Raw genomic sequence first — 21,152 nt, 5'->3', positions numbered from 1 at the left:
ACACCGGCACCCCCGCCCCGGACCCGTCGGAGGACGACGACGTCCCGGCGCGGAACGCCGCCCACATCCCGTCCGGCGGGGTCGACACCGGCGCCGGAGGCTCGGCGGGGCCGGACGGGCGGGCGCTGATGCTGACCGGTCTGGCCATCATGCTGGCCGCGATCGTCGGCCTCCGCCTGCGCAGACCTCGCGCCGGGGCGTAGCACCCCGGACCGGGCGGATCCCGCCCGGTCCTCACAACTCGCAATTCAAAGCATTGAACTCTGCTGTCGCCGACGTTACGGTGCCACCAGAAGGGACTTTTTGCCACCCGTAATATTGTATCGATTGAGATGTGACGAGGTCCGCCCGAGCATGCCAAGAAAAGCGCTGATCCCCCTGCTGACGGCCGCCCTGACAGCCGCCGTCGGCGCGTACCCGGCAGCCGCACTCCCACCCTCCGACCCCGTCGTGTACGTCGCCAAGGACGGCAAGGACGACGCGACCGGAACCATGAAAGACCCGTTCGCCACGATTGAACGCGCCCGCGACGCCCTGGCGGGCAAGACGAGCGCGCGCTCCCCCGGCACCGTCCACATCCGCGAGGGCGTCTACCAGACGTCCAGGACGATCGAGGTGACCGGCGCGGCCCAGTCGTACGTCACCTACGCCGCCTACCCCGGCGAGCAGGTCGAACTGGCCGGCGTCACGACGCTCGCCCCCGACCGGTTCCGCAGGCTCGCCGACGTGCCCGCGGACGACGCCAAGTGGTCGTCGAAGTCCCGCGTCCCGGCCGCCGCCGCGCCCGACGTGCACGTCTACGACTTGGGTGCGGACGGCATCCCCGCCGGCACACTCAACAAGAACGGCTTCAACTGGAAGCCGCAGCCCTTCGCCCCCGCGCTGATCACCGACGACGTCACGCAGACGCTCGCCCAGTACCCCAACGGCGGCGCGAAGCTCGGCCGCGACCACCTGACCGTCAAGCAGGCCCCCAAGGGCGCCCGCGACTACTTCTCGGACAAGACCGCCGACGGCACCACCATGCCGTACGAGCAGATGCTCGAACTCCCCGGCCCCGTCTACACGGTCAAGGACCCGGACCTCGCCGCCCGCTACGAGAAGTGGGCCAAACCCGCCGGCGCCACCGAGCCCGACGGCACCCTCCACGAGACCGACGGCTGGCTGTCGGGCTACTTCGGCAACAACTACGCCAACGACCGCGTGCGCATCGACTCGGTCGGCGGCGCCGACATCACCACCGGCTACCCCACCATGTACGTCGCCACCGACAAGTGGACGTCGTTCGTGGCCCAGAACGTGCTGGCCGAACTGGACGCCGAGGGCGAGTACTACATCGACCGCCACCAGGACCACAACACGCTCTACTACTACCCGCCCGGCGGCACGGTCGAGGGCAAGGAGATCAGCCTCACCTCCTTCGACGCCCCGTTCTTCGAGCTGGAGAACGTCACGGGCGTCACGCTCAAGGGCCTGAAGCTGAACGGCACCACCGGCACCGGCGTCCGCCTGCTGGACGCCGAGTCGTGCACGATCGACGGCCTGGAGATCCTCAACGTCAGCATGGACGCGGTCGCGATCGGCGAGGCCAACGACGCGATCACGGCCATCGCCGAGTACCGCACGAGCCGGGGCGGCCACCGCAACCGCGTGGTCAACAGCACGCTGCACGACCTGGGCGGCGGCGGCGTCTTCACGGCCGGCGGCGACCGCGACTCACTCGAACGCGGTGACCACGTGGTCGAGCACAACGAGATCTACGACTTCTCGAAGCTGGCGACGTACACGCCCGCGGGCTACCTGTACGGCGTCGGCAACACCTTCCGCCACAACCACGTCCACGACGCGCCCCACATGGCGATCCAGATCATGGGCAACGACATGGAGATCAGCCACAACCGGTTCGAGCGGCTGGTGACGCACGCCTCCGACCAGGGCGTGATCTACGCGGGCCGCGACTACACGTACCTGAACAACGTGGTGGCCTACAACCTGTTCAGGGACATCGGCGCGGACGGCAACCAGGCCATCTACATGGACGACGGGATGTCGGGCATGGTCGTCCGCCACAACTTCTTCGACAACGTCCAGCACGGCCTGTTCTACCAGTCGGGGCACAGCAACGTGGCTTCGGACAACGTGTTCAAGGACGTGAAGTACATCGGCCACGACAAGCTGTACCACGAGGGCGGCAAGCGACTGCCGGTGGCGAACGCGAAGGTCGTGGTCGAGCGGTTCAACGACATGCTGAAGATCGGCGACGGCACCGGTTTCAGCAACACCCGGGAGAACGTCGAGAAGTGGTACCGGCACTACGGCAGGCAGTACCCCGGCATCCGCGCCTGGTACGTGCCCGTCGACTCCCAGGGCCAGGTGTGCACCGCGGTCGGCGTCACGGAGTGCACCGATGAGTACGTCTGGAGCGACCCGGACTCCGTCTACGTGCCGGCCGGCAACGTCCTGACCCGCTCGGTGAGCATCGGCACCGGCGACTTCGCCTACACCGACGACGCGGACGGCCTGAGCAACAAGACCTTCAACCCCGACTTCGACTCCTTCAACGCCAAGCGGGCCACCCCCGCCGACTTCGCCTTCGACCCGGCCACCGGCAGGTTCGACGAGCGGACGACACCCCTGAACTCGACGGACGGCTTCGGCCGCAAGTGGGTGAAGGACTGGAACAAGAACTTCACCCTGACCGGCATCGGCCCCCGCGAGTAGCGCGGCCCACCCGGCGAACCGAGTCCGCTCTCGTACGGGACGGACTCCAATTCAGGGGGATTTCAGCGCCGTATCAGACCAAACCTGGATAGTTTTCGCTCACTTGACGAACCCTCCGGAAGGCTCCATATGTTCTTGCGCAGTATCGCCAGTGCGGCCGGCACGCTCGCCCTCGCCGGTGCTCTGGTGGCGGTTGTCCAGGCCCCGGCCTCGGCGGCCGGCTGTACCGGCACCCACCTGGACAACTGGTCGATCCGCGGCGGGTACATCGCCGTCTACTACAACTCCTCCACCGGCCGGAACTGTGCGATGACCTATACGAACACCCCCGGCAAGAAGCAGTACATCAGCGTCACCATCTCCACGTCGGGCGACTCCGACCACGACTCCGGCTCGTTCACGACCTATGCCGGACCGGTCAGCGTCTACGCCAAGGGCAAGTGCATCAGTTTCCAGGGCCGCGTCCAGAACTACCCGACCGAGGGCGTCGTCGACGTCTACTGCGGCTGACACCGCCGGGCCGAAGCTCCACCTTTGTCAGGGCGAGAGCCGTAAGCACGGAAAGACCGTGGTCATCAAGACGACCACGGTGGTGGGCAACGTTCGCTTCTGGGTGAACCAGGCTGGGCCTGCCACTCCTGAGCGCGAACGATACGGGGGCGCCGGCACCGCACCGGCGCCCTTTTGCATTCCGGAATCATCTGAAGATCCGGTAGCCCGCTGCGCATCGCGGGCCTGGTCGCCGACGGGGTGTCGAGCAAGCAGATCGCCGCCCGGCTCTTCCTGAGCCCGCGCACGGTCGAGAACCACCTGTACAAGATCTATCCGGCTCCTGTACGGGTCCGGTGTCACCAGTAGTTCTACGGAAGGCGCCGGTAACCGGGGACGGCAGGCTGGGCGACATGCAAAAAGTGAACATGTGGAGTGAAGAGTTCGGTGCCGAGACCGACACACCGATCCTGTTGATCATGGGTTCGATGTCGCAGGGCATCCTGTGGCCGGACGAGTTCGTCGGCCGGCTGACCGCCGGGGGCCGCAGGGTGATCCGTTACGACCACCGCGACACCGGCAGGTCCGGCACCGTCGACTTCGCAGCCGAGCCGTACACCTGGGACGACATCAAGAACGACGTCTACCGCGTGATGGACGCCCACGGATTGGACAGCGCCCACCTGGTGGGCCACTCGGCGGGCGGGCTGCTCGGCCAGCTCATCGCCGTGGAGCGGCCGGAGCGGGTGCGCTCGCTGACCGTCATCGCCTCCTCGCCACTCGGCGGCGGTGAGGGCCAGGTGCTCCTGCGGGCCCTGACGGGGCAGCCGCAGCCCGAGGGGAGCCTGCCGGGGCCGACGCCGGAGTTCGTGGAATTCTTCCGCGCGCTGATGGCCGCCCTGCCGCCGCAGGACCGCCGCGCGCTGATCGACGGCATGATCGCCGAGCAGCGCGTGCTGCACGGCACCGGGCTGCCGTTCGACGAGGATGCGGCGCGCCGGCTGCAGGAACGCATCTACGACCGGGCCCGCGACCTGTCGGCGGTGGCCAACCACCGGCTGGCCGCAGCGGCGGGCCCCGACTTCGAGCCGGTGGGCGTACTGCACCGGGTGAAGGCGCGCACGCTGGTCATCGAGGGCAGCCACGAGCCGGTCAAACCGGGTCACGGCGCCATCATCGCCGAGCAGATCCCGGGGGCGCGGCTGACGATCGTGGCAGGCATGGGGCACACGCTGCCGCTGGAGACCCACCAGCAACTGGCCGACGCGATCCTCACGCACACGACCGAGTAGGGAAGTCTGTTGCAAGATCCCTGCCTCCCCGCCATCGAAGTGGCGGACCTCACCCAGCGCTTCGGCGCCGTGCTCGCCGTCGATCGGCTCAGCCTGAGCATCCCGGCGGGGGTGTTCTACGGCATCGTCGGCCCCAACGGTGCCGGCAAGACCACCATGCTGATGGCCGGGTGCGGGCTGCGGGAGCCGACCTCCGGCTGCATCAAGATCGCCGGTCACGACCTGCGGACCGACAGGGAAGCCGCCCTCGCCCAGCTCGGCATCATGATGGACGGGCTGTCTCTGCCAGAGCGGCTGACCGGCACCGAGATCCTGCGCTACAGCGCCGGGCTGCGCGGCCTGGACGACGGCTGGCGAGCACGTGCGGGCGACCTGCTGGAGATCCTCGGACTCGACGCCGTCCCGCGCACGCTGATCGTCGAGTACTCCACGGGCATGCGCAAGAAGATCAATCTGGCGCTGGCGCTCCTGCACCGGCCCCGGGTGCTCGTGCTGGACGAGCCGTTCGAGGCGATCGACCCGGTCTCGGCCCACTCCATCGAGCAGGTGCTCAGGCAGTACGTCGACGGCGGCGGCACCGTGGTCCTGTCGAGCCACATCATGGACTTCGTCGAGCGCAACTGCCGCCGGGTGGCAGTGGTGGCCGGTGGCCGGGTGCTGGCCGAGGGACCGGTGGAGGAGGTGACCGCGGGCTCGACGCTGAACGAGCGGTTCGTCGAACTGGTGGGCGCCGACCCGGTGCGCCCGCTGGAGTGGCTGGCATGACCCGCACCTTGTTCGCGCTCAAGCTGCGCCTGTTCCGCAACGGCCCGCACAACGAGCGCGCCTTCAGCCTGGTCACCGGGCTGGTCCTGGCCGCCCTGGTGATCGCGGGCGCGTCGTCGGCCATCCATGGCGTGATCGGCGAGGGCTGGATCGCGGTGGCACTCACCGTGTGGGGTGGCGTGTGGCTGTTCGGGCCGCTGGCCCAGCCCCGCCATGATCCGTCGGTGATCTCGCGCGAGTGGTTGCGCGGTTATCCGCTGCGGTCGTGGCGGCTGGCGCGGGCCCTGTCGTGGACCGAACTGCTGGGCGTCGGCCCGCTGATCACGATGGCGTGCCTGTCCTCACTGGTGGTGCTGGCCGCGCCAGGCGGCATGGCGGCGGTTGCGGCCGCCGTGGCCGCGGTGGTGGCCCAGGTGTATCTGCTCATCTGGACGGGCAAGACGGTGGCGGCGCTGGCGGCCTGGCTGCTGCGCACCCGGGCCGGGATGACACCGGCCGCCGTACAGACCGCGATCATGCTCGCTCTGTCGTTCGCCGGATGGGTGCCGCTCGCGGCCTGGCTGCTGCCGCGTCTCGGCGAGGGGGACAGCGCCCTGATCGCCGCCAGGGCCGGGCCGGTGATCGACGTGCTCGCCGCGCTGCCCACCGGTTGGGGGTACGGCGCGGTACTCGCGGCCCGCGACGGCGCCGGGACGGGACCGGTCCTGCTGCCGCTGGCGGCGCTGCTCACCTTGGGCGTCCTGTCGCAGTTGTGCTGGATCGCGCTGACGGCTCGCGCCCTGCGCCGGCCGCCGCGCCGGGCGAGTTCGCGGCGGCCTACCGTGCCGGGTCGTGGGCTGTCCTTGCCGTTCACGCCGCCGCAGGTGGCCGCGGTCGTCTCGCGGGAGCTGGCCACCTGGCGACGTGACCCGGCACGCGGCGTGGAGCTGCGCAGCGCCTGGCTGACACCGCTGCTGATGGCGCCCATCATCGCCTTCACCGACTGGAGCTGGGCGCTGCCCCTGGTAGGCCCGGCGGCAGCCGTGTTCGGCGCGATGGTGGCGATCAACACCTACGCCCTGGACGGCACCGCCCTGTGGCAACTCCTCACCACGCCGGGCGCCCTCAAGGCCGACCTGCACGGGCGGATGGCGGCGTGGGCGCTGCTGTTCGGCCTGCCGTCCATCGCGCTGGCGGCCGTTCTGTGGGCCGTGACCGGCTCTCCCCTGGGAGGTGCCGCCGTCGGCGGCGCCATCGCCGCGGCCGCGGCGGGCTGCGCCGCAGCGCCGCTGCTCGCGCTCGTGATGCCGGCCGTGGGCACCGACGCCCGCGACCGCATCTACCCGGGGCAGCCGGCGGGCGATCCGACGGGCGGACAAATGACGATCTTCCCCGTGGTTCTGCTGACCGCGATCCTGCCCGGCGTCATCGGCGGTCCGTGGTGGGGGAGCGTCCTCGTCGCCGTCCTGCTGGCCGCCGCCGTCCTGGGCGTGACACCCGCGCTCACCGTCCGCCTGCTCCAGCGACGCGGCACCGGCCTGCTGGAGGCGATGACCACCCGCGACACCGCGATCCTGCGGGCAGCCGCCCGAACGGAGAGCTGAAGCCACCCGCGAAGGTACACGGTCCTTGGCCGACCGGTGCGACCGGGTTCGGCTCTGGGATGCGGCGGGAGCCGCAGTGGACCACCGGGACCGGCAACATCGGTGGCTTCAGACTCGGCCCGTCCCCTCACGGGCGAAGTTCGGTTCCGCCGCTTCCAGCCGTGGTACCGAGATGCCCAGCCGTCGTGCTTCGGCGAGGGTGTCCCGGCAGATCTCACGCGGCTCCTCGGCGTCGGGGTCGGAGTGCGCCTCGATATTCACGCGCACGGCCGTGACATGAGCGGTCAGCCAGGCGAACACGGGGGCCGTCAGCCAGGTGGGCGCCCGGAACGGCAGCACACCGACCCGGTGACGTCGCAGGTCAACGCCGCGCGCCGTGAGGAGTGGCAGCAGTTCACGGCCGGCCAGCAGCGCCTCGCGCAGGGCGCCCGTCGCCCCGGCCAGCTTGGACAGGGAACCCAGCCGCAGGCCCTGCGAGAACAGGCCGGCATCCGACACGAAATGGACCCACAGCCAGCCGCGGAAGTCAGGCCGCTCCTTGATCCGGAGCCCGGCCTCGCGAAACGCCTGGCGCACGGTCCGCTCCCGGGCGGTCGGGGGGCGGCCGAGGGTGCCGAAGATGACCGACGGCAGCAGCAGCCCACGGAGCACGCCGTCCGCGCCGAAACCGCCACCGGCCTGGGGAAAGCCCCAGGCGATCCGGTCGAGCGGGAGTGCGCCGATCGCGTCCTGCGGCTCGGTCCAGAGGTTGCCGAAGACCAGCACTGTGGCCTGGCCGACACGCGGGGTCAGGAAGGCCGTCGCCTCCGCGAGGCGGTGGTGGGGCACGCTGAGCACGATCAGGTCGAAGTTGTGGTCCGGCTCGAGCGCCTCGCGGTAGCGTACCGGCCACTTCTCGGCGATGCGCCGCCCCCGGACTCGGCGTCGCGTATCGATCAGGTCGAGGTCCACCGCGTCTTCGTACGTCGCGGCGCGGCCGGGCCGGACGTAGAACTCGACGTCATGTCCGGCCTGTTGCAGGGTCCAGCCGTAGATGGTGGCGATCACGCCTCGGCCGAACATGAGAATCTTCACGCTGCACCTCGTGGGGTACGATCGATCTGGAGGTAATCTCCACTTGTCCCTAAATATGGAGGTCATCTCCATTTGTGTCAACGCGAGGTAGCGCATGACCACCGACAAGCCGCTGCGGGCCGACGCCCGGCGCAACCGCGATGCCCTGATCGCCAAGGCACGAGAGGTCTTCGACGCCGGCGACTTCTTCGACCTGCGCTTCGATGACTTCGCCCGCCTGGCCGGGGTGGGCACCGGCACGCTCTATCGCCACTTCCCCACCCGGGAGGCGCTGGCCGAGGCGGTCTACCACGGGGAAGTCGCCGCGCTGTGCGATCGCGCCCGCCAGCTACAGGCCACGCTGCCCGCGGCGGAGGCTCTGGCGACCTTCCTGCGCGGCATGGTCGACCACATAGAGGCCCACGAGGGCTTGGCCCGGACGTTGGCGACGCTCATGGCCGATCGCTCGGGTGCCCTCGCCGAGGGCAGCCGGGCGCTGGAGCAGGCCGTCACCGACCTGGTGGCCGCCGCCGTGCGGGACGGCTCCGTCCGCGACGACGTGGATGCCGGTGCCGTGATGATGGCGCTGCACGGCATCGGCGCGGCCCATGACCGCCCCGGTTGGCGGGTCGAGGCCGACAGTGTCATCACCCTCGTGCTGGACGGGCTGCGCAGCCCGCGCGCAGCCCGGGCGGCCAACTCCGCCTACCTGAAAGAAGAGATCATCGTCCTCTGACCTGCTGGAAAGGTCCTCCAACCCTGGATAACCGGAGCGCCTGGCGGACGGGGCCGGCCGGGAGATGACCGTGATCGGCACCCGCCCCACCCACGTGCAGGCCACCGCCCGCCGGCGCGGGTTCCGGGTTCTGCCCGCCGGCCACGACGCCGACGCGCGACCGTAACGCGCGGCGGCGGACCCGCCTCCGTCACACTGTGGCGCGACGGGGCGCGACGGAACGCAGAGCCGTGTGACCGTCACCGGGCCCGGGACTCTACTGAGTGGTAGCTGCGCTCAGGACGGACTCGCAGGTCCCCGTACCTGGTCCAGTGGTTCGGACAACAGAGCACGCCCTGCATGCCAGAAATGCCAGGGATGCCGGGCATGACGCCGGCGCCGCATTCACCCGGCGGGCCGCCACCCACGGAGCCCGCACCCACGGGCATGGCTGCGCACGGGCAAGAGCGGCCTGCCCATGACAGTCCGGAGCGTACGGGAGTCACCACGTCCACCTGCTCGGGTCCGGGTCACCCATGTGGAAGCTCTGGTTCGGTGCCGATGATGCGGCGTACGCGGTCGGCGTCGGCGCGCTCCATCTCGTCCAGCGACAGTTCGACGGCGGCGAGCGCCTGTTCCAGGGCGGGGAGCAGCCGGTCTTCGAGTGCGCGGATGCGGCGCCTCGTCGAGGCGATGTCGGCCGCCACGATCCGCGCGGCCTCCGCGGCGATCGCGTGTTCCAGCCCGGCGCGCAGGGCGGCGCGGTAGGCGTGCCTGGCGGGAACGAGAGCCGTGGTGATCGGCAGGAGGGGAGTCGCGTCGAGGTCGGGCAGCGTGCAGGCGACCCGGGCCGGATAGCTCGTGCCGAGGGCGTCGTCCCACTGCACGCGCACGTCAACGGTGCGGTCGCCGGCCGCCAGGCGCACGGCCCGCCGGCCGCCGAGCCGGGTCACGCGCAGCAGCCATTCGTCGGCGGCCCGGCAGGCGGCCACCCACTCCTTCCCGGTCCGTTCCGCGTTCCGGGCGAGCCGGTCCTGTTCCCGCCGCAGCAGCCGCAGCTTCCTGTCGAGCACGTCGAGCCCGTGCCGGACGGCGGCCAGGCGGCGGCGGAGCCAGATGCGTCCCGCGCGGCCGGGCGGGACCCTCAGTCTCATCCCTCCCCCCGGTAGCCCGCGTCCAGCGCTTCCTCGCCGAGCATCGACAGCTCGCTGCGCGGCAGCGTGGAGACCACCTGCCAGGCCCGGTCGAACGTGTCCTCCAGCGTGCGGTCCTCGTCGGGTCGCTGGGCCAGCAGGCCGGTCCGGAAGGTCCGCGCCATGGCCAGGTAGCGGCGGTCGCTCTGGCTGAGCGCGCTCTCCCCCACCAGGTCGGCGAGTTCGCCCGCCTCGCGGGCGCGGGACAGGCCCGCCAGGAGCTGCGCGGCCAGGTCCAGGTGCTCCGGCCGGGTCCGTCCCGCGCCGACGCCCGCGCGCATCATGCGGGACAGGGACGACAGCGGGTCGATGTGCGGGTACGCGGGAACCTCGCGGCTCAGCAGGATCTGGCCTTCGGTGATGTACCCGGTCAGGTCGGGCACGGGATGTGTGATGTCCCCTGCGGGCATGCTCAGCACCCGGCAGCACGGTCACGGAGCCGGGCCGTCCCCGGATGCGGCCACACCGCTCGTAGATGGAGGCCAGGTCGCTGTAGAGGTAGCCGGGGTAGGCGCGGCGGGCCGGGATCTCCCCGCGGGCGGCGGAGACCTCGCGCAGGGCTTCGCAGTAGCTCGTCATGTCGGCCAGCACGACGAGAACGTGCCGCCGCAGGGCGAACGCCAGATGCTCGGCGACGGTCAGCGCGATGCGGGGCGTGAGCAGCCGTTCGATCACGGGGTCGCCGGCGAGGTTGAGCAGCAGCGTCAGCTCCGCGGCCGACGAGCGCCTCTCGAGGACGCCGCGCACGGTGGCCGCGTCGCCATGGGTCAGTCCCATGGCAGCGAAGATGACGCTGAACGGCGCGCCGCCGGTGTGGGCCTGGGCGGCGATCTGGGCGGCGAGTTCCAGGTGGGGCAGGCCGCTCTCGGCGAAGACGGCCAGCTTCTGGCCGCGGACCAAGGTGGTCAGCGCGTCGATGGCGGAGACGCCGGTGATCACCGGCTCGGCGGGAGGCTCCCGTACCGTGGGGTTCATCGGGAAACCGGCCACCGGAGCGCTGTCGCCGCCGAGGATCGGGGGGCCGCCGTCCAGCGGCCGGCCGCGCCCGTTGCAGACCCGTCCCTGCCATCCGGCCCCGACCGGGATGCGCAGCGAGCTGCCGGCGAAGGTGACCCGGGTCGTCTGCGCCCCGAGCCCTCCGGTGCCTTCGAGCACCTGGACCACGGCGAGGTCGGAGTCGACATCCAGGACGAGGCCGTGCCTGCGCTCGCCGGACTCGAGCGTGATCGTGGCGTACTCGTCCCAGCCGACGTTCCTGGCGCCCCGGACGATGACGAGCGGTCCGCGCAGCTCCGCCACACCGGTGTACTCGACCGGGGCCCACACGCTCACCGCGGCGTCCCCAGATCGTTCAGCACGGTGTCACACCGTGCCGCGATCTCCTCCTCCGGCGCTTCCTTGGCCCGCAGGATCGGGGAGAAGTCGTGATCCTCGACGGCGGCGGCGGGAACGCCGTGCTCGACCAGTTCCCGGCAGCGCGCCAGGATCGCCAGCAGCGCGTCGGCCAGGAGGGCGGTACGGTCCGGCCGGCAGTACGCGTCCCGCTCGCTCAGTGAGCTCTGCCGCAGGAAGCCCTCGCGCAGCAACCGCCCGGCCAGCAGGCCGACGCGTTCGCGGGCGGGCAGCGCGCCCGCCCCGACCAGCTCGGCCAGCGTGGTCAGCCGGTCGGCCTCGGCCAGCAGGCCGGCCACGCGCGCGCGGCGGGCCGCGTTCTCCGGGTCACGGCGCGTCAGCGCGTCGGCGTCGCGGGAGAAGGACTCGCTCCAGGAGATCGCCGGATAGTGCCGCGCGTAGGCCAGGTCGCGGTCCAGGGCCCACAACGTGCGCACGAACCGCTCCGTCTGCGTCGTGACGGGTTCGGTGCGGTCCCCGCCCGGTGGCGAGACGGCCCCGATGATCGTCACCGACCCGGTGTCGCCGCCCAGTGTGACGACCCGTCCGGCGCGCTCGTAGAAGGCGGCGAGGGCGGAGGCCAGGTCCGCCGGGTAGCCCTCCTCGGCGGGCAGGGTTCCGCTGCGGGAGGCGAACTCCCGGCGCGCCTCGGCCCAGCGGGAGGTCGAGTCGGCGATGACCACCGCGGCGTACCCCATGTCGCGGAAGTGCTCGGCGACCGTGACGCCGGTGTAGATGCTGGTCTCGCGCGCCATCATCGGCATGTTGGAGGTGTTGGCGATCACGACGGTCCGCTCGATGAGCCGCCCTCCGGTACGCGGGTCCGGCAGCTCGGCCAGTTCGGCCACGACGTCCGCCATCTCGTTGCCGCGCTCCCCGCAGCCGACGTAGACCACCACGTCGGCGTCGCACCACTTCGCGATCTGCTGGAGCAGCACGGTCTTGCCCGTGCCGAACCCGCCGGGCACGGCCGCGGTGCCCCCGAGGCACACGGGCAGGAGCAGGTCGATGCTGCGCTGTCCCGTGACGAGCGGCACCGCCTCGTCGAGCCGCGACGTGTAGGGCGACGCGTGCCGCACCGGCCGGCTGCGGGTCAGCCGTACCTCGGCTCCGCCGACGACCGCGACCGCGGCGTCGTCCGGGTAGCGCCCCGGCGGGCTGATGGCGGAGACCTCGCCTCCCGGCGACAACACCAGGTAGGGCAGCGGGCCCGCGTCCTCGACGCGCCCGATGGCCGTGCCCGGCGCCGACTGCCGGCCCCGCTCGGCCAGCGGTGTGAACCGCCAGGTACGGGCGACGGCCGCGGACGAGGACGCGGCCGGGTCCAGCCACGTGCCCGCGCCGGTGAGCGGCCGGAGCAGGCCGTCGTACACCCCGCCGAGCAGGTGGGGTCCCAGCAGGGCCGAGACGGGAGCTCCACCGCGGTCGGCGCGGTCGCCGGGCGCCAGTCCTCCGGTGTACTCGTACGCCTGCACCGTGGCGCGGCTGCCGCTCAGCGTGACGATCTCGCCCAGCAGCCGGTGCGGCCCGAGCCGGACCAGCTCGAACATGGCCGCGCCGGCGAGGTCCCGGACCTCGACCAAGGGGCCGTTGACCCGGGTCACGGTGCCCACAGCCGCTCCGCCTCCGCTCCGAGCGCGTCAACGGCTCGTGCGGCCAGCGCGCCGAGCGTGCAGTCGACGCGCCGTCCTGGCCCCGCTGCCAGCACGCCGCCGTCGGGCTGTTCCTCGACGACCAGGTCGGCTCCGCCGGAGGCGCGGGCCAGGACGCCCAGCCGGTCGAGCAGCCTGGGATAGCAGGGGTCGTCGCGCAGGGCTCTGACCGCGGCGGCCGACCGGGCGCGCAGTTCGTCGAGGGCCTCCCGCCGGGCGGCGAGTTCCATCCGGCGGGCCCGGCGCTCGGCGGCGATCCGGGTGGTGACCGCGTCCGTCTCGGCCTGGGCCGCGCCCTCGGAGCGGGCGGCGGCGAGGATGGTCCCGGCGTCCTGGCGAGCGGCGGCGACCAGTCCGGCGGCCTCGTCCTCGGCCCTGGCGACGATCAGCCGGGCGTCGGCCTCGGCCTGCCGGGAAAGGGCTCCGGCGAGCGGCGCCAGCGCGTCCCGCGTGGTCGTCACGGCGGCATCACCACCGTCATCCTCTCTCCGGCGCTCTCGCCGACGGCCTCGGCCGCTTCCGGGGTGAGGAACACCACGGCCACGTCCGCACCGAGGGCGTCCCACGCCGCGCGGGCGGCGACGGGGGTGTCGGCGTCGAGGACGACCGCTCCGGCGAGCCGGAAGCCCGCCACCCGGGCGCCGACACCGATCACCGCGACGGTCGCCATGGCCGGTCAAGCCCGTCCGATGAGAATGATGCCGATGACCAGCCCGTAGATGGCGATCCCCTCCGCGAGTCCGACGATGACGATGGCCCGCCCGAACAGTTCGGGCCGCTCACTCATCGCAGCGAGCGCCGCAGCCCCGGTGTAGGCGACGGCGATGCCCGCGCCGATCGCCGACCCGGCGACCGCGATCGCCGCGCCGAGCAGGGCCGCCCCGTTGCCGCCCGCAGCGGCGGCCGTCGCCGTCCCCTGAGCCGAGCCCGCCGTCACGGCGGAGACGAGCAGGGTGACCGCGGCGAGCGCGATGACCAGGTTGAACGCGTGCAACGCACGTTTCACCCACACGGACATGGGACCGCCTCCTCCTGGGGCGTGGCGGGCAGGTGCCAGGGACGGAACGGCCGTCCCTCGGCCTGGAAGACCTTGGAGAACAGCTCGTAGTACTCCAGGCGCAGCGCCTGGACACCGGCCACCAGCCCCTCAATGGCCAGCGCCAGCACGTTCCCCAGCAGGAACACCGCCACCGCGACGACGGGAACGGCGGCCCACAGCCCGGTGGTGGCGCTCCAGACGATCGCTCCGATGGCGGCGTGCGTCAGACCGAAGGCGGCCAGCCGGGCGAAGGAGGCGACGTTGGCGCCGAGCCGGACGACCACGTCGAAGAGCTGGACCAGCGCTTGGGCGATCCCGCTCGCGCCGCCTCCCGCCTCGGTGTAGAACCCGGTGAACGCCAAGAGCAGGCCGGAGACGGCGAGCACGCCGCCGAGGACGGCCGGCCAGCCGAGCTTCGCGTACCACCCGAGCAGCGTGAGCCCCAGCCCGAAGAACAGCGCCGCGCCCGCGACGCCCGCCGGGGAGTAGAGGGTGGCGGGCCATCCGCCTTCCCTCCACCGGTTCACCACGCCCAGCAGGTAGGCGACCGCGAGCAGCAGCGCGCCGCCGGCGAGTGCGGCGGCGAGGAGGCCGATCGGGTCGGTCAGCGGCCGGACCCAGAGCACCGGGACGACGCCCGTGGGCCCGAAGAACTCTCCGTAGAGCAGCCCGAAGACCATGCTCGCGAGTCCCGCGCCGGCGGCGAACGGCCAGGCCCGGTGCAGGCGGGGCAACCGGCGCGGACGCTCGCGGTACAGGGCCGCCGCCGCGACCACCAGCAGCAGGCCGTGCCCGACGTCGCCGAACATCATGCCGAACATCAGCACGTACGCGCCGACGGCCAGCGGCGTCGGATCGAGGTCGGCGTACGGCGTGGTCCCGTACGTGCTGACGAGCGGTGCCAGGCTCCCGCGCAACCCTTCGGAGCGCAGCAGCGACGGAGCCTCCTGGTCCCGGGGGCGGGCGAGCGGCACCACGGCCCCGCCCCCGCCCGCCACCTGACCGGCGAGTTCGGAGACGACCTTGGCGGGCGTCCAGCCGGCGAGCGCCGCCACCTCGCCGCGTACGACGGCGCTCTTCGAGACCGCCGGCAGGGGCGCGTCCGGCGGCGTGGACAGCTCCACGACCCCAGCCCGCCCCACGATCCGCAGCACGTCGTCCAGCGAACGCGTGGCGGCGACGATCGCCACCCGCTCCATGCGGACCGGCCGCAGCGCCGCACGCCAGTTCATGGCGCCGGCTTCCGGCGGCCCGGCCCTGGTGTGCGCGTCGCGGTCACGGCCGCGCGGCCAGTTCCAGGGCCGCGCGCACCCGCCGCGCGTCCGCCGCCAGGACGGCGACGGCACCGAGGACCGGGCCCGCCGTGAATCCCGCCCCGGTCAGCAGGCCGCGCCCGTCGTCCTCGAGGCGTTGCCACCAGCGCTCCTCGCCCCGCCACAGCTCGGCGGGATCCTCGATCTCGTGCAGCGCCCAGCGGGCCGCCGCGGGCAGCCGTCCGGCCAACTCGCCGACCGAGGACGCGTTCAGGGCGGCGTCTCCGAGGAGCGTCCGGCAGCGCCCGCGCGCCGGCCCGGCCGGTTCGGCGCCCTCCGCCAGGCGGGTACGGGCGAGCAGCAGCGCCGTAGCTCCCAGCGCCCACGACCTGGCCTGCGGAACGGACCCGACGACCTGTTCCGCCCAGGCCAGGCGCATGCCGAGCTGGATCTCGCGAGGGCCGGCGCCGCCCGGATCGCCCCACGGTGAGGCGGCCAGCGCCGCCCGCACCTCGGCGAGGGACGCGCACAGCCGTAGCCGCTGCCATGCGGTGCCCAGCGAACCGAGGACGAACTCCGGTTCCGGCGTGCCTCCCGCGAGCCGGCAGATCAGCTCGTCCGCGTTGGCGAGTTCGAACCAGCGGGCCAGCACGCGGACCTGCTGCCCGCCCTCCCGGGGCAGCCAGCCGGCCAGCACCCGCAGGTGCCACAGCAGCGTGGCCAGCACCGCCCACTGGGCCTGCGCCAGGCTCTGGCCGGGCCGCACGTCATGTCCGTACGGGGTGTCGTCCAGCAGGGCCACCGCCTCGGGGACGGACCCGTAGGCCGCGAGGCGCCGGGCGCCGGCCGGCCCCGTCCGCCGCCGGGCGAGAGACCTGGCACGTGTCGCCCCCGCGACCCACGAAGCGGTCATGACCGCTCATCGGCCAGGGACCTGACCAGGTCGGTGACCCGGGCCACCATCTCCGGCATCCGGGCGGCCGAGCGCCTGCGGACCTCGTCGGCGGCGGCCGTGGCCTGGCGCGTGAGCTCCGCGACCGCCTGCTCGTCCCGGCTGTGGGCCGACGCGGACGCCCGTGCGCGCTCCACGTCAGCGTCCGCGCGGGCCGCGGCGACGATGGCCGTGGCCTCGTCGCGGGCGCGCGCCCGCACCTCGCCGGCCCGCCGCTCGGCGCGCTCCCGCTCGTCGGCGCACGCGGCCTGGACGTCGGCGAGGGCGGCGAAGACCGGCTCCAGCTCGTCGGCCTGCTCCGCCGCGTAATCGGCGGGGACGCCTGAGGGGGCCGCGGCCCCGGGCACGCCGGACGGCCGAAATCGTGCCAGGAAATCGCCCAGCCGGGCCATCGCGCGCCTCCTCTCATCCCGTTCACCTGGGGTGATGCCCTCAATCGGGCCAGATGGCAGTCATCGCATGGCCGAATATCCGCCAAGCTGCATCAAACACGCCGCACCCCTTCGAACGCCGACGCATCCCGGACGGATGAAAGGGGGATACCGCCCCTGATCACTGGGAAGCGGAGGGGGCCGCTGATGGATGTCGTCGTGCTGGAGTCGCTGGACCCGCTCATCGAGGAGCTGAGGTCGGCCGGTTACACGGTCGTCGGCCCCACGGTGCAGGACCGGGCCGTGCGGATGGCGGAGATCTCCTCGGCCGCCGATCTCCCCGCGGGGGTCGGCGACGTCCAGGATCCCGGCAGTTACCGGCTGACCTCGGGTGCCGACGGCATGCTGTTCGGCTACGCGGCCTCCCCCGACTCGGCCAAACGTTTCACGCAACCGCCTCGCCAGACGCTGGTGCGGATGCGCGACGGGGCGTTCGAGGAGGTCGATGAGGGGGCGCCTCGGGTGGCGCTGCTGGGTGTGCGGGCCTGCGACCTCGCGGCGATCGCCGTACAGGATCGGGTGTTCGCCGGGAGCCGGCATCCCGATCCTGCCTACCGGAGGCGTCGCGAGGCGTTGTTCCTCATCGCGGTGAACTGCGCGGTGCCGGGCGGCACATGCTTCTGCGTCTCCATGGGCACCGGACCGAAGGCCACCGCCGGGTTCGACCTCGCGGTCACGGAACTGGACGCGCCGCACCGGTTCCTGGTCGAGACGGGCAGCGAGCGGGGCGGCGAGATCGTCGCGCGCGTCCCGCACCGTCGTGCCGCGAGCGAGGACGTCCACGCGGCGGACGAGGTGTCGCGCATGGCCGCGGTGCGGATGGGCCGCCAGGTCGACACCGACGGCATCCAGCACTGGCTGCCCGCCGCCCACGACTCCCCCAGGTGGACGGACGTGGCCTCGCGCTGCCTGAGCTGCACGAACTGCACGATGGTCTGCCCGACCTGCTTCTGCAGCACGGTCGAGGACGTCACCGACCTCACCGGGCAGGTGACCGAACGCTCCGAACGCTGGGACTCGTGCTTCACCCTGGACTTCTCCGAGGTCAGCGGTACGCACGCGCGCGGCTCGGGGCTCGCGCGCTACCGGCAGTGGCTCACGCACAAGTTCGCCACCTGGTACGACCAGTTCGGCACGTCGGGCTGCGTGGGCTGTGGCCGGTGCATCACCTGGTGCCCGACCGGCATCGACGTCACCGAGGAACTGGCATGCATCCGATGACGCCCGCGCCCTTCCTGGTCCGGTCCCGCCGTCCGGTCCGGGCCGACACGGTGAACCTGACCCTGGAGCCGGTGGAGGGCGCCTGCCCGCCGTTCCTGCCGGGTCAGTTCACGATGATCTACGCCCGCGGGGTGGGCGAGATCCCGATCTCGATCAGCGGCAGGACCCGCGCGGGCGGGTACCTGCAGACGATACGCGCGGTCGGCGCGGTCAGCCGGGCACTGTGCCGCACCCGCCGCGGTGACCTGGTGGGCGTGCGAGGACCGTACGGGACGGCGTGGGACGTGCCCGCCGCGAGCGGCATGGACGTCGTCGTGGCGGCGGGCGGGCTGGGGCTGGCGGCGTTGCGCCCGGTCGTCCAGGAACTGGTGCGCCATCGGGCGCGCTACGGCCGGATCAGCCTGATCGTCGGCACCCGGGCCCCCATGACGCTGCTGTACCCCCGGGAACTCGACCGGTGGGCGCGTGCGGGCGTCGACGTCCAGGTCACCGTGGACCACCCGGATCACGAGTGGAAGGGGCCGATCGGCCTGGTCACCAAGCTGATCGAGCGGATCGTCTTCGAGCCGCGCCGCACCGCGGGCTTCGTGTGCGGGCCCGAGGTGATGATGCGGGCCGCGGCCGGAGAGCTGGTGCGGCGCGGGGTGGCGGCGTCCCGGATCACGCTGTCGCTGGAACGCAACATGAAGTGCGGCGTCGGCCGGTGCGGGCACTGCCAGCTCGGGCCGCTGCTGCTGTGCCTGGACGGCCCGGTGGTGAGCTACGAGCGCGCGGCCCGGCTGATGGCGGTGCCGGAACTGTGACGAGTACCGACCGGAACGACCGGCCCCGGCTGGCGGTCTGGAAGTTCGCCTCCTGCGACGGCTGCCAGCTCACCCTCCTCGACTGCGAGGACGAGTTGCTGCCGCTGGCCTCGACCCTGGACATCGCCTACTTCCTGGAGGCGTCGAGCGCCGTCGGGCCGGGCCCCTACGACCTGTCGCTGGTCGAGGGGTCGATCACCACGCCACAGGACGCCGAGCACATCCGGCACGTGCGGCGGGTCTCGCGCAGGCTGGTGACGATCGGGGCGTGCGCCACCGCCGGCGGCATCCAGGCCCTGCGCGACTTCGCCGACGTACGGGAGTTCGCGTCCGTCGTGTACGCCCGGCCCGAGTACATCGCCACCCTGGAACGCTCCACGCCGATCTCCGCCCACGTGCCGGTCGACTTCGAACTGCGCGGCTGCCCGATCGACAAAAGGCAGCTCATCGAGGTCATCACGGCCTTCCTCGCCGGCCGGCGGCCCGTCGTGCCCGGGCACAGCGTGTGCGTCGAGTGCAAGATTCGCGGAAACATCTGCGTTCTGGTCGCCCACGGCACCCCGTGCCTGGGCCCGGTCACCCAGGCGGGCTGCGGGGCGCTGTGCCCGGCCTTCAACCGGGGCTGCTACGGCTGCTTCGGCCCCACCGAGACGCCCAACACGCCGGCGCTCAACACGAAACTGCGCCGGCTCGGGGTGAGCGACCCCGACCTCGTCCGCGTCTACCGCACGTTCAACGCGACCGAGGAGCCGTTCCGCCAGGCGTCCGAGGAGGCCGAAGGTGACGCATAAGTCGGTACGGCTCGGCAGGCTGTCCCGGGTCGAGGGAGAGGCCGCGTTGCTGGTGCGCGCGCACGACGGCCGCATCACCGACCTGCAGCTCAACATCTACGAACCGCCGCGGTTCTTCGAGGCCCTGCTGCGCGGCCGGTCCTACGACGAACCGCCCGACATCACGGCGCGCATCTGCGGCATCTGCCCGGTGGCGTACCAGATGAGCGCCTGCCAGGCCGTCGAGGCCGCCTGCGGCGTGGAGGTGACCGGACCGCTTCGTGACCTGCGCCTGCTGCTCTACTACGGCGAGTGGATCGAATCGCACACCCTGCACGTCTTCCTCCTGCACGCCCCCGACTTCCTGGGCTACGACAGCGGCATGGCGCTGGCCGCCGACCACCGGGGCCTGATGGAACGGGCGCTGGAGCTGAAGAAGGCCGGGAACGAGCTGGTGGCGACCCTGGGCGGCCGGGCCATCCATCCGGTGAACGTGCGGCTCGGCGGTTTCTACCGCGTCCCGCGCCCGCAGGAGCTCGCGCCCGTGGCCGAACGGCTGCGACGGGCCCGGGAGCACGCGCTCACCGCCGCCGCCTGGGTGTCGGGGTTCGACTTCCCCGACGTCGAGTTCGACTACCGGTTCATGGCGCTGCGCCATACCGATGAGTACGCCATCCTGTCCGGCTGCCCCACCGTCAGCGACGGCACCGTGTTCCCGGTCCAGGAGTGGCCCGCTCACGTCGTGGAAGAGCAGGTCGCGCACTCCACCGCCGTGCACGCCCGCCTGGACGGCGCCGGCGGCTACCTCGTGGGCGCGCTCGCCCGCTACGCGATCAACTCAGACCGGCTCTCGCCCCTGGCCCGCACGGTCGCGCGGGAGGCCGGTCTCGGGCCCGTCTGCCGCAACCCCTTCCGGAGCATCGTGGTCCGCGCCGTGGAGATCGTGCACGCCTGTGACGAGGCCCTGCGCCTCATCGACGGCTACACCGAACCGGATGCTCCCGCCGTACCGGTCGAGCCGGTGGCGAGCATCGGGCACGGCGCGTCCGAGGCGCCGCGCGGCACGCTCTACCACCGCTACCGCCTCGACGAGGACGGCCTGATCGCCGAGGCGGACATCGTCCCGCCGACGTCGCAGAACCAGGCACGCATCGAAGCGGACCTGCGCGAGTTCATCGAGCCCCGGCTCGATCTGCCGCACGCCGAACTGGCCGCGTGGTGCGAGCGTTCGATCCGCAACCACGACCCGTGCATCTCCTGCTCCACGCACTTCCTCGACCTGCGCGTCGAGGCACGGTGACGGCACGCGCCCGAACGGTGGTGATCGGCCTGGGCAACGACGCCCGGGGCGACGACGCGGCGGGGCTGCACGTAGCCCGGCTGCTCCGCGCCACGCTGCCGGCCGGCTTCCCCGTCGTCGAGAGCATGGGGGACCCCATGGACCTGGTGACCGCCTGGAGCGGCGCGCGCCTGGCTGTCGTGATCGACGCGGCGTGTTCCGGAGCCGCGCCGGGCACCGTGCACGAGGCGATCGACCCCCGGCTCACCCGCTCGTGGCGGAGCAGTTCCCACTCCCTCGGGCTGGCCGACGCGATCGCCCTCGGGACCGCGCTCGACCGGCTCCCCGGCGAACTGCTCGTCGTCGCGATCGAGTGCGCCGACTTCGCCCCGGAAGCCCCCGTCACGCCGGCGGTCCAGCAGGCGATCCACGAGACCGCCCGGACCCTCACCCGGCGGCTTCGGCCGGGCTCCTCCCACGCGGGAACGCAGCGGCGGCCGGACCCGGCGTGAGACCCCGCGTGCGTGGACGATCTCAGCGGACGATCGC

General features: G+C 72.4%; 23 protein-coding genes and 1 pseudogene. 13 read left to right on the top strand and 11 right to left on the bottom strand.

Going from position 1 to position 21,152, the window contains the following annotated elements:
- The 7 genes from FAF44_RS41030 to FAF44_RS41000 form a co-directional block, all read left to right on the top strand.
- A partial coding sequence (locus tag FAF44_RS41030; RefSeq protein WP_237108789.1) for a hypothetical protein occupies window positions 1-203 on the top strand: 203 nt, incomplete at its 5' end.
- Between the two features lie 151 nt (window positions 204-354).
- On the top strand, window positions 355-2,721 hold the full coding sequence (locus FAF44_RS41025) for a right-handed parallel beta-helix repeat-containing protein (protein ID WP_237108788.1): 2,367 nt from the start codon (window positions 355-357) through the stop codon (window positions 2,719-2,721).
- 129 nt (window positions 2,722-2,850) lie between these two features.
- Complete coding sequence (locus FAF44_RS41020; RefSeq protein ID WP_237108787.1) at window positions 2,851-3,231, top strand: hypothetical protein; 381 nt, start codon at window positions 2,851-2,853, stop codon at window positions 3,229-3,231.
- A 210-nt stretch (window positions 3,232-3,441) separates the two neighbouring features.
- Window positions 3,442-3,579, top strand: coding sequence for a helix-turn-helix transcriptional regulator (locus FAF44_RS41015; protein ID WP_308193468.1), 138 nt, complete (start codon window positions 3,442-3,444; stop codon window positions 3,577-3,579).
- 110 nt (window positions 3,580-3,689) lie between these two features.
- The gene (locus tag FAF44_RS41010; RefSeq protein ID WP_237108785.1) at window positions 3,690-4,502 is read left to right on the top strand and encodes an alpha/beta fold hydrolase; all 813 of its coding nucleotides are present in this window, start codon (window positions 3,690-3,692) and stop codon (window positions 4,500-4,502) included.
- 6 nt (window positions 4,503-4,508) lie between these two features.
- On the top strand, window positions 4,509-5,267 hold the full coding sequence (locus FAF44_RS41005; protein WP_237108790.1) for an ABC transporter ATP-binding protein: 759 nt from the start codon (window positions 4,509-4,511) through the stop codon (window positions 5,265-5,267).
- The gene (locus FAF44_RS41000) at window positions 5,264-6,850 is read left to right on the top strand and encodes a hypothetical protein (RefSeq protein WP_237108784.1); all 1,587 of its coding nucleotides are present in this window, start codon (window positions 5,264-5,266) and stop codon (window positions 6,848-6,850) included. The genes FAF44_RS41005 and FAF44_RS41000 overlap by 4 nt, the downstream gene beginning before the upstream one ends.
- A 108-nt stretch (window positions 6,851-6,958) precedes the next feature.
- On the opposite strand, the gene FAF44_RS40995 is transcribed toward FAF44_RS41000, so the two are convergent.
- Window positions 6,959-7,924 carry a ketopantoate reductase family protein gene (locus tag FAF44_RS40995; protein ID WP_237108783.1) on the bottom strand — a complete coding sequence of 322 codons (966 nt, stop codon included), beginning with the start codon at window positions 7,922-7,924 and terminating at the stop codon, window positions 6,959-6,961.
- A gap of 94 nt (window positions 7,925-8,018) precedes the next feature.
- Between FAF44_RS40995 and FAF44_RS40990 the strand changes: the two genes are divergently transcribed.
- Complete coding sequence (locus FAF44_RS40990; RefSeq protein WP_237108782.1) at window positions 8,019-8,639, top strand: TetR/AcrR family transcriptional regulator; 621 nt, start codon at window positions 8,019-8,021, stop codon at window positions 8,637-8,639.
- Between the two features lie 509 nt (window positions 8,640-9,148).
- On the opposite strand, the gene FAF44_RS40985 is transcribed toward FAF44_RS40990, so the two are convergent.
- From FAF44_RS40985 to FAF44_RS40940, 10 genes and pseudogenes are all read right to left on the bottom strand, one after another.
- The gene (locus FAF44_RS40985; RefSeq protein WP_237108781.1) at window positions 9,149-9,772 is read right to left on the bottom strand and encodes a V-type ATP synthase subunit D; all 624 of its coding nucleotides are present in this window, start codon (window positions 9,770-9,772) and stop codon (window positions 9,149-9,151) included.
- Entirely contained in the window at window positions 9,769-10,221 is a 453-nt protein-coding gene (locus tag FAF44_RS40980; RefSeq protein WP_237108780.1) for a hypothetical protein, read from the bottom strand. Before FAF44_RS40980 ends, FAF44_RS40985 begins: the two co-directional genes overlap by 4 nt.
- Before the next feature lie 70 nt (window positions 10,222-10,291).
- Window positions 10,292-11,110 (bottom strand): annotated as a pseudogene (locus tag FAF44_RS56490) (V-type ATP synthase subunit B); the annotation flags it as partial.
- A 29-nt stretch (window positions 11,111-11,139) separates the two neighbouring features.
- Window positions 11,140-12,816: a V-type ATP synthase subunit A gene (locus tag FAF44_RS40970; protein ID WP_237108778.1), complete on the bottom strand. Its 1,677-nt coding sequence runs from the start codon at window positions 12,814-12,816 to the stop codon at window positions 11,140-11,142.
- Complete coding sequence (locus tag FAF44_RS40965) at window positions 12,804-13,316, bottom strand: V-type ATP synthase subunit E family protein (RefSeq protein WP_237108777.1); 513 nt, start codon at window positions 13,314-13,316, stop codon at window positions 12,804-12,806. Before FAF44_RS40965 ends, FAF44_RS40970 begins: the two co-directional genes overlap by 13 nt.
- Entirely contained in the window at window positions 13,313-13,525 is a 213-nt protein-coding gene (locus FAF44_RS40960; RefSeq protein ID WP_237108776.1) for a V-type ATP synthase subunit F, read from the bottom strand. Before FAF44_RS40960 ends, FAF44_RS40965 begins: the two co-directional genes overlap by 4 nt.
- Window positions 13,526-13,531: 6 nt before the next feature.
- On the bottom strand, window positions 13,532-13,873 hold the full coding sequence (locus tag FAF44_RS40955) for an ATP synthase subunit C (RefSeq protein ID WP_237108775.1): 342 nt from the start codon (window positions 13,871-13,873) through the stop codon (window positions 13,532-13,534).
- Complete coding sequence (locus FAF44_RS40950; protein WP_237108774.1) at window positions 13,858-15,126, bottom strand: V-type ATPase 116kDa subunit family protein; 1,269 nt, start codon at window positions 15,124-15,126, stop codon at window positions 13,858-13,860. The genes FAF44_RS40955 and FAF44_RS40950 overlap by 16 nt, the downstream gene beginning before the upstream one ends.
- A 43-nt stretch (window positions 15,127-15,169) precedes the next feature.
- Window positions 15,170-16,060, bottom strand: a complete 891-nt coding sequence (locus FAF44_RS40945; protein ID WP_237108773.1) for a hypothetical protein — start codon at window positions 16,058-16,060, stop codon at window positions 15,170-15,172.
- Complete coding sequence (locus FAF44_RS40940) at window positions 16,057-16,491, bottom strand: hypothetical protein (protein ID WP_237108772.1); 435 nt, start codon at window positions 16,489-16,491, stop codon at window positions 16,057-16,059. Before FAF44_RS40940 ends, FAF44_RS40945 begins: the two co-directional genes overlap by 4 nt.
- Window positions 16,492-16,677: 186 nt before the next feature.
- On the opposite strand from FAF44_RS40940, the gene FAF44_RS40935 reads away from it, so the two are divergent.
- Genes FAF44_RS40935 through FAF44_RS40915 form a run of 5 tightly spaced genes read left to right on the top strand, consistent with a single transcriptional unit; the run spans window position 16,678 to window position 21,115 of the window.
- Window positions 16,678-17,751 (top strand): 4Fe-4S dicluster domain-containing protein, encoded by a 1,074-nt coding sequence (locus FAF44_RS40935; protein ID WP_237108771.1) that lies wholly within the window; start codon window positions 16,678-16,680, stop codon window positions 17,749-17,751.
- Complete coding sequence (locus tag FAF44_RS40930) at window positions 17,739-18,554, top strand: FAD/NAD(P)-binding protein (RefSeq protein ID WP_237108770.1); 816 nt, start codon at window positions 17,739-17,741, stop codon at window positions 18,552-18,554. Before FAF44_RS40935 ends, FAF44_RS40930 begins: the two co-directional genes overlap by 13 nt.
- Window positions 18,551-19,345, top strand: a complete 795-nt coding sequence (locus FAF44_RS40925) for an oxidoreductase (protein WP_237108769.1) — start codon at window positions 18,551-18,553, stop codon at window positions 19,343-19,345. Before FAF44_RS40930 ends, FAF44_RS40925 begins: the two co-directional genes overlap by 4 nt.
- Window positions 19,335-20,624 carry a Ni/Fe hydrogenase subunit alpha gene (locus FAF44_RS40920; protein WP_237108768.1) on the top strand — a complete coding sequence of 430 codons (1,290 nt, stop codon included), beginning with the start codon at window positions 19,335-19,337 and terminating at the stop codon, window positions 20,622-20,624. Before FAF44_RS40925 ends, FAF44_RS40920 begins: the two co-directional genes overlap by 11 nt.
- Window positions 20,621-21,115, top strand: coding sequence for a hydrogenase maturation protease (locus FAF44_RS40915; RefSeq protein ID WP_237108767.1), 495 nt, complete (start codon window positions 20,621-20,623; stop codon window positions 21,113-21,115). Before FAF44_RS40920 ends, FAF44_RS40915 begins: the two co-directional genes overlap by 4 nt.
- Window positions 21,116-21,152: the final 37 nt, after the last annotated feature.

Origin of the sequence: Nonomuraea sp. MG754425, assembly GCF_021699195.1 — a bacterium.
Taxonomy (GTDB): domain Bacteria; phylum Actinomycetota; class Actinomycetes; order Streptosporangiales; family Streptosporangiaceae; genus Nonomuraea.
The sequence above is the reverse complement of the archived record's forward strand: the minus strand, read 5'-3'. Positions and strand labels throughout refer to the sequence as shown.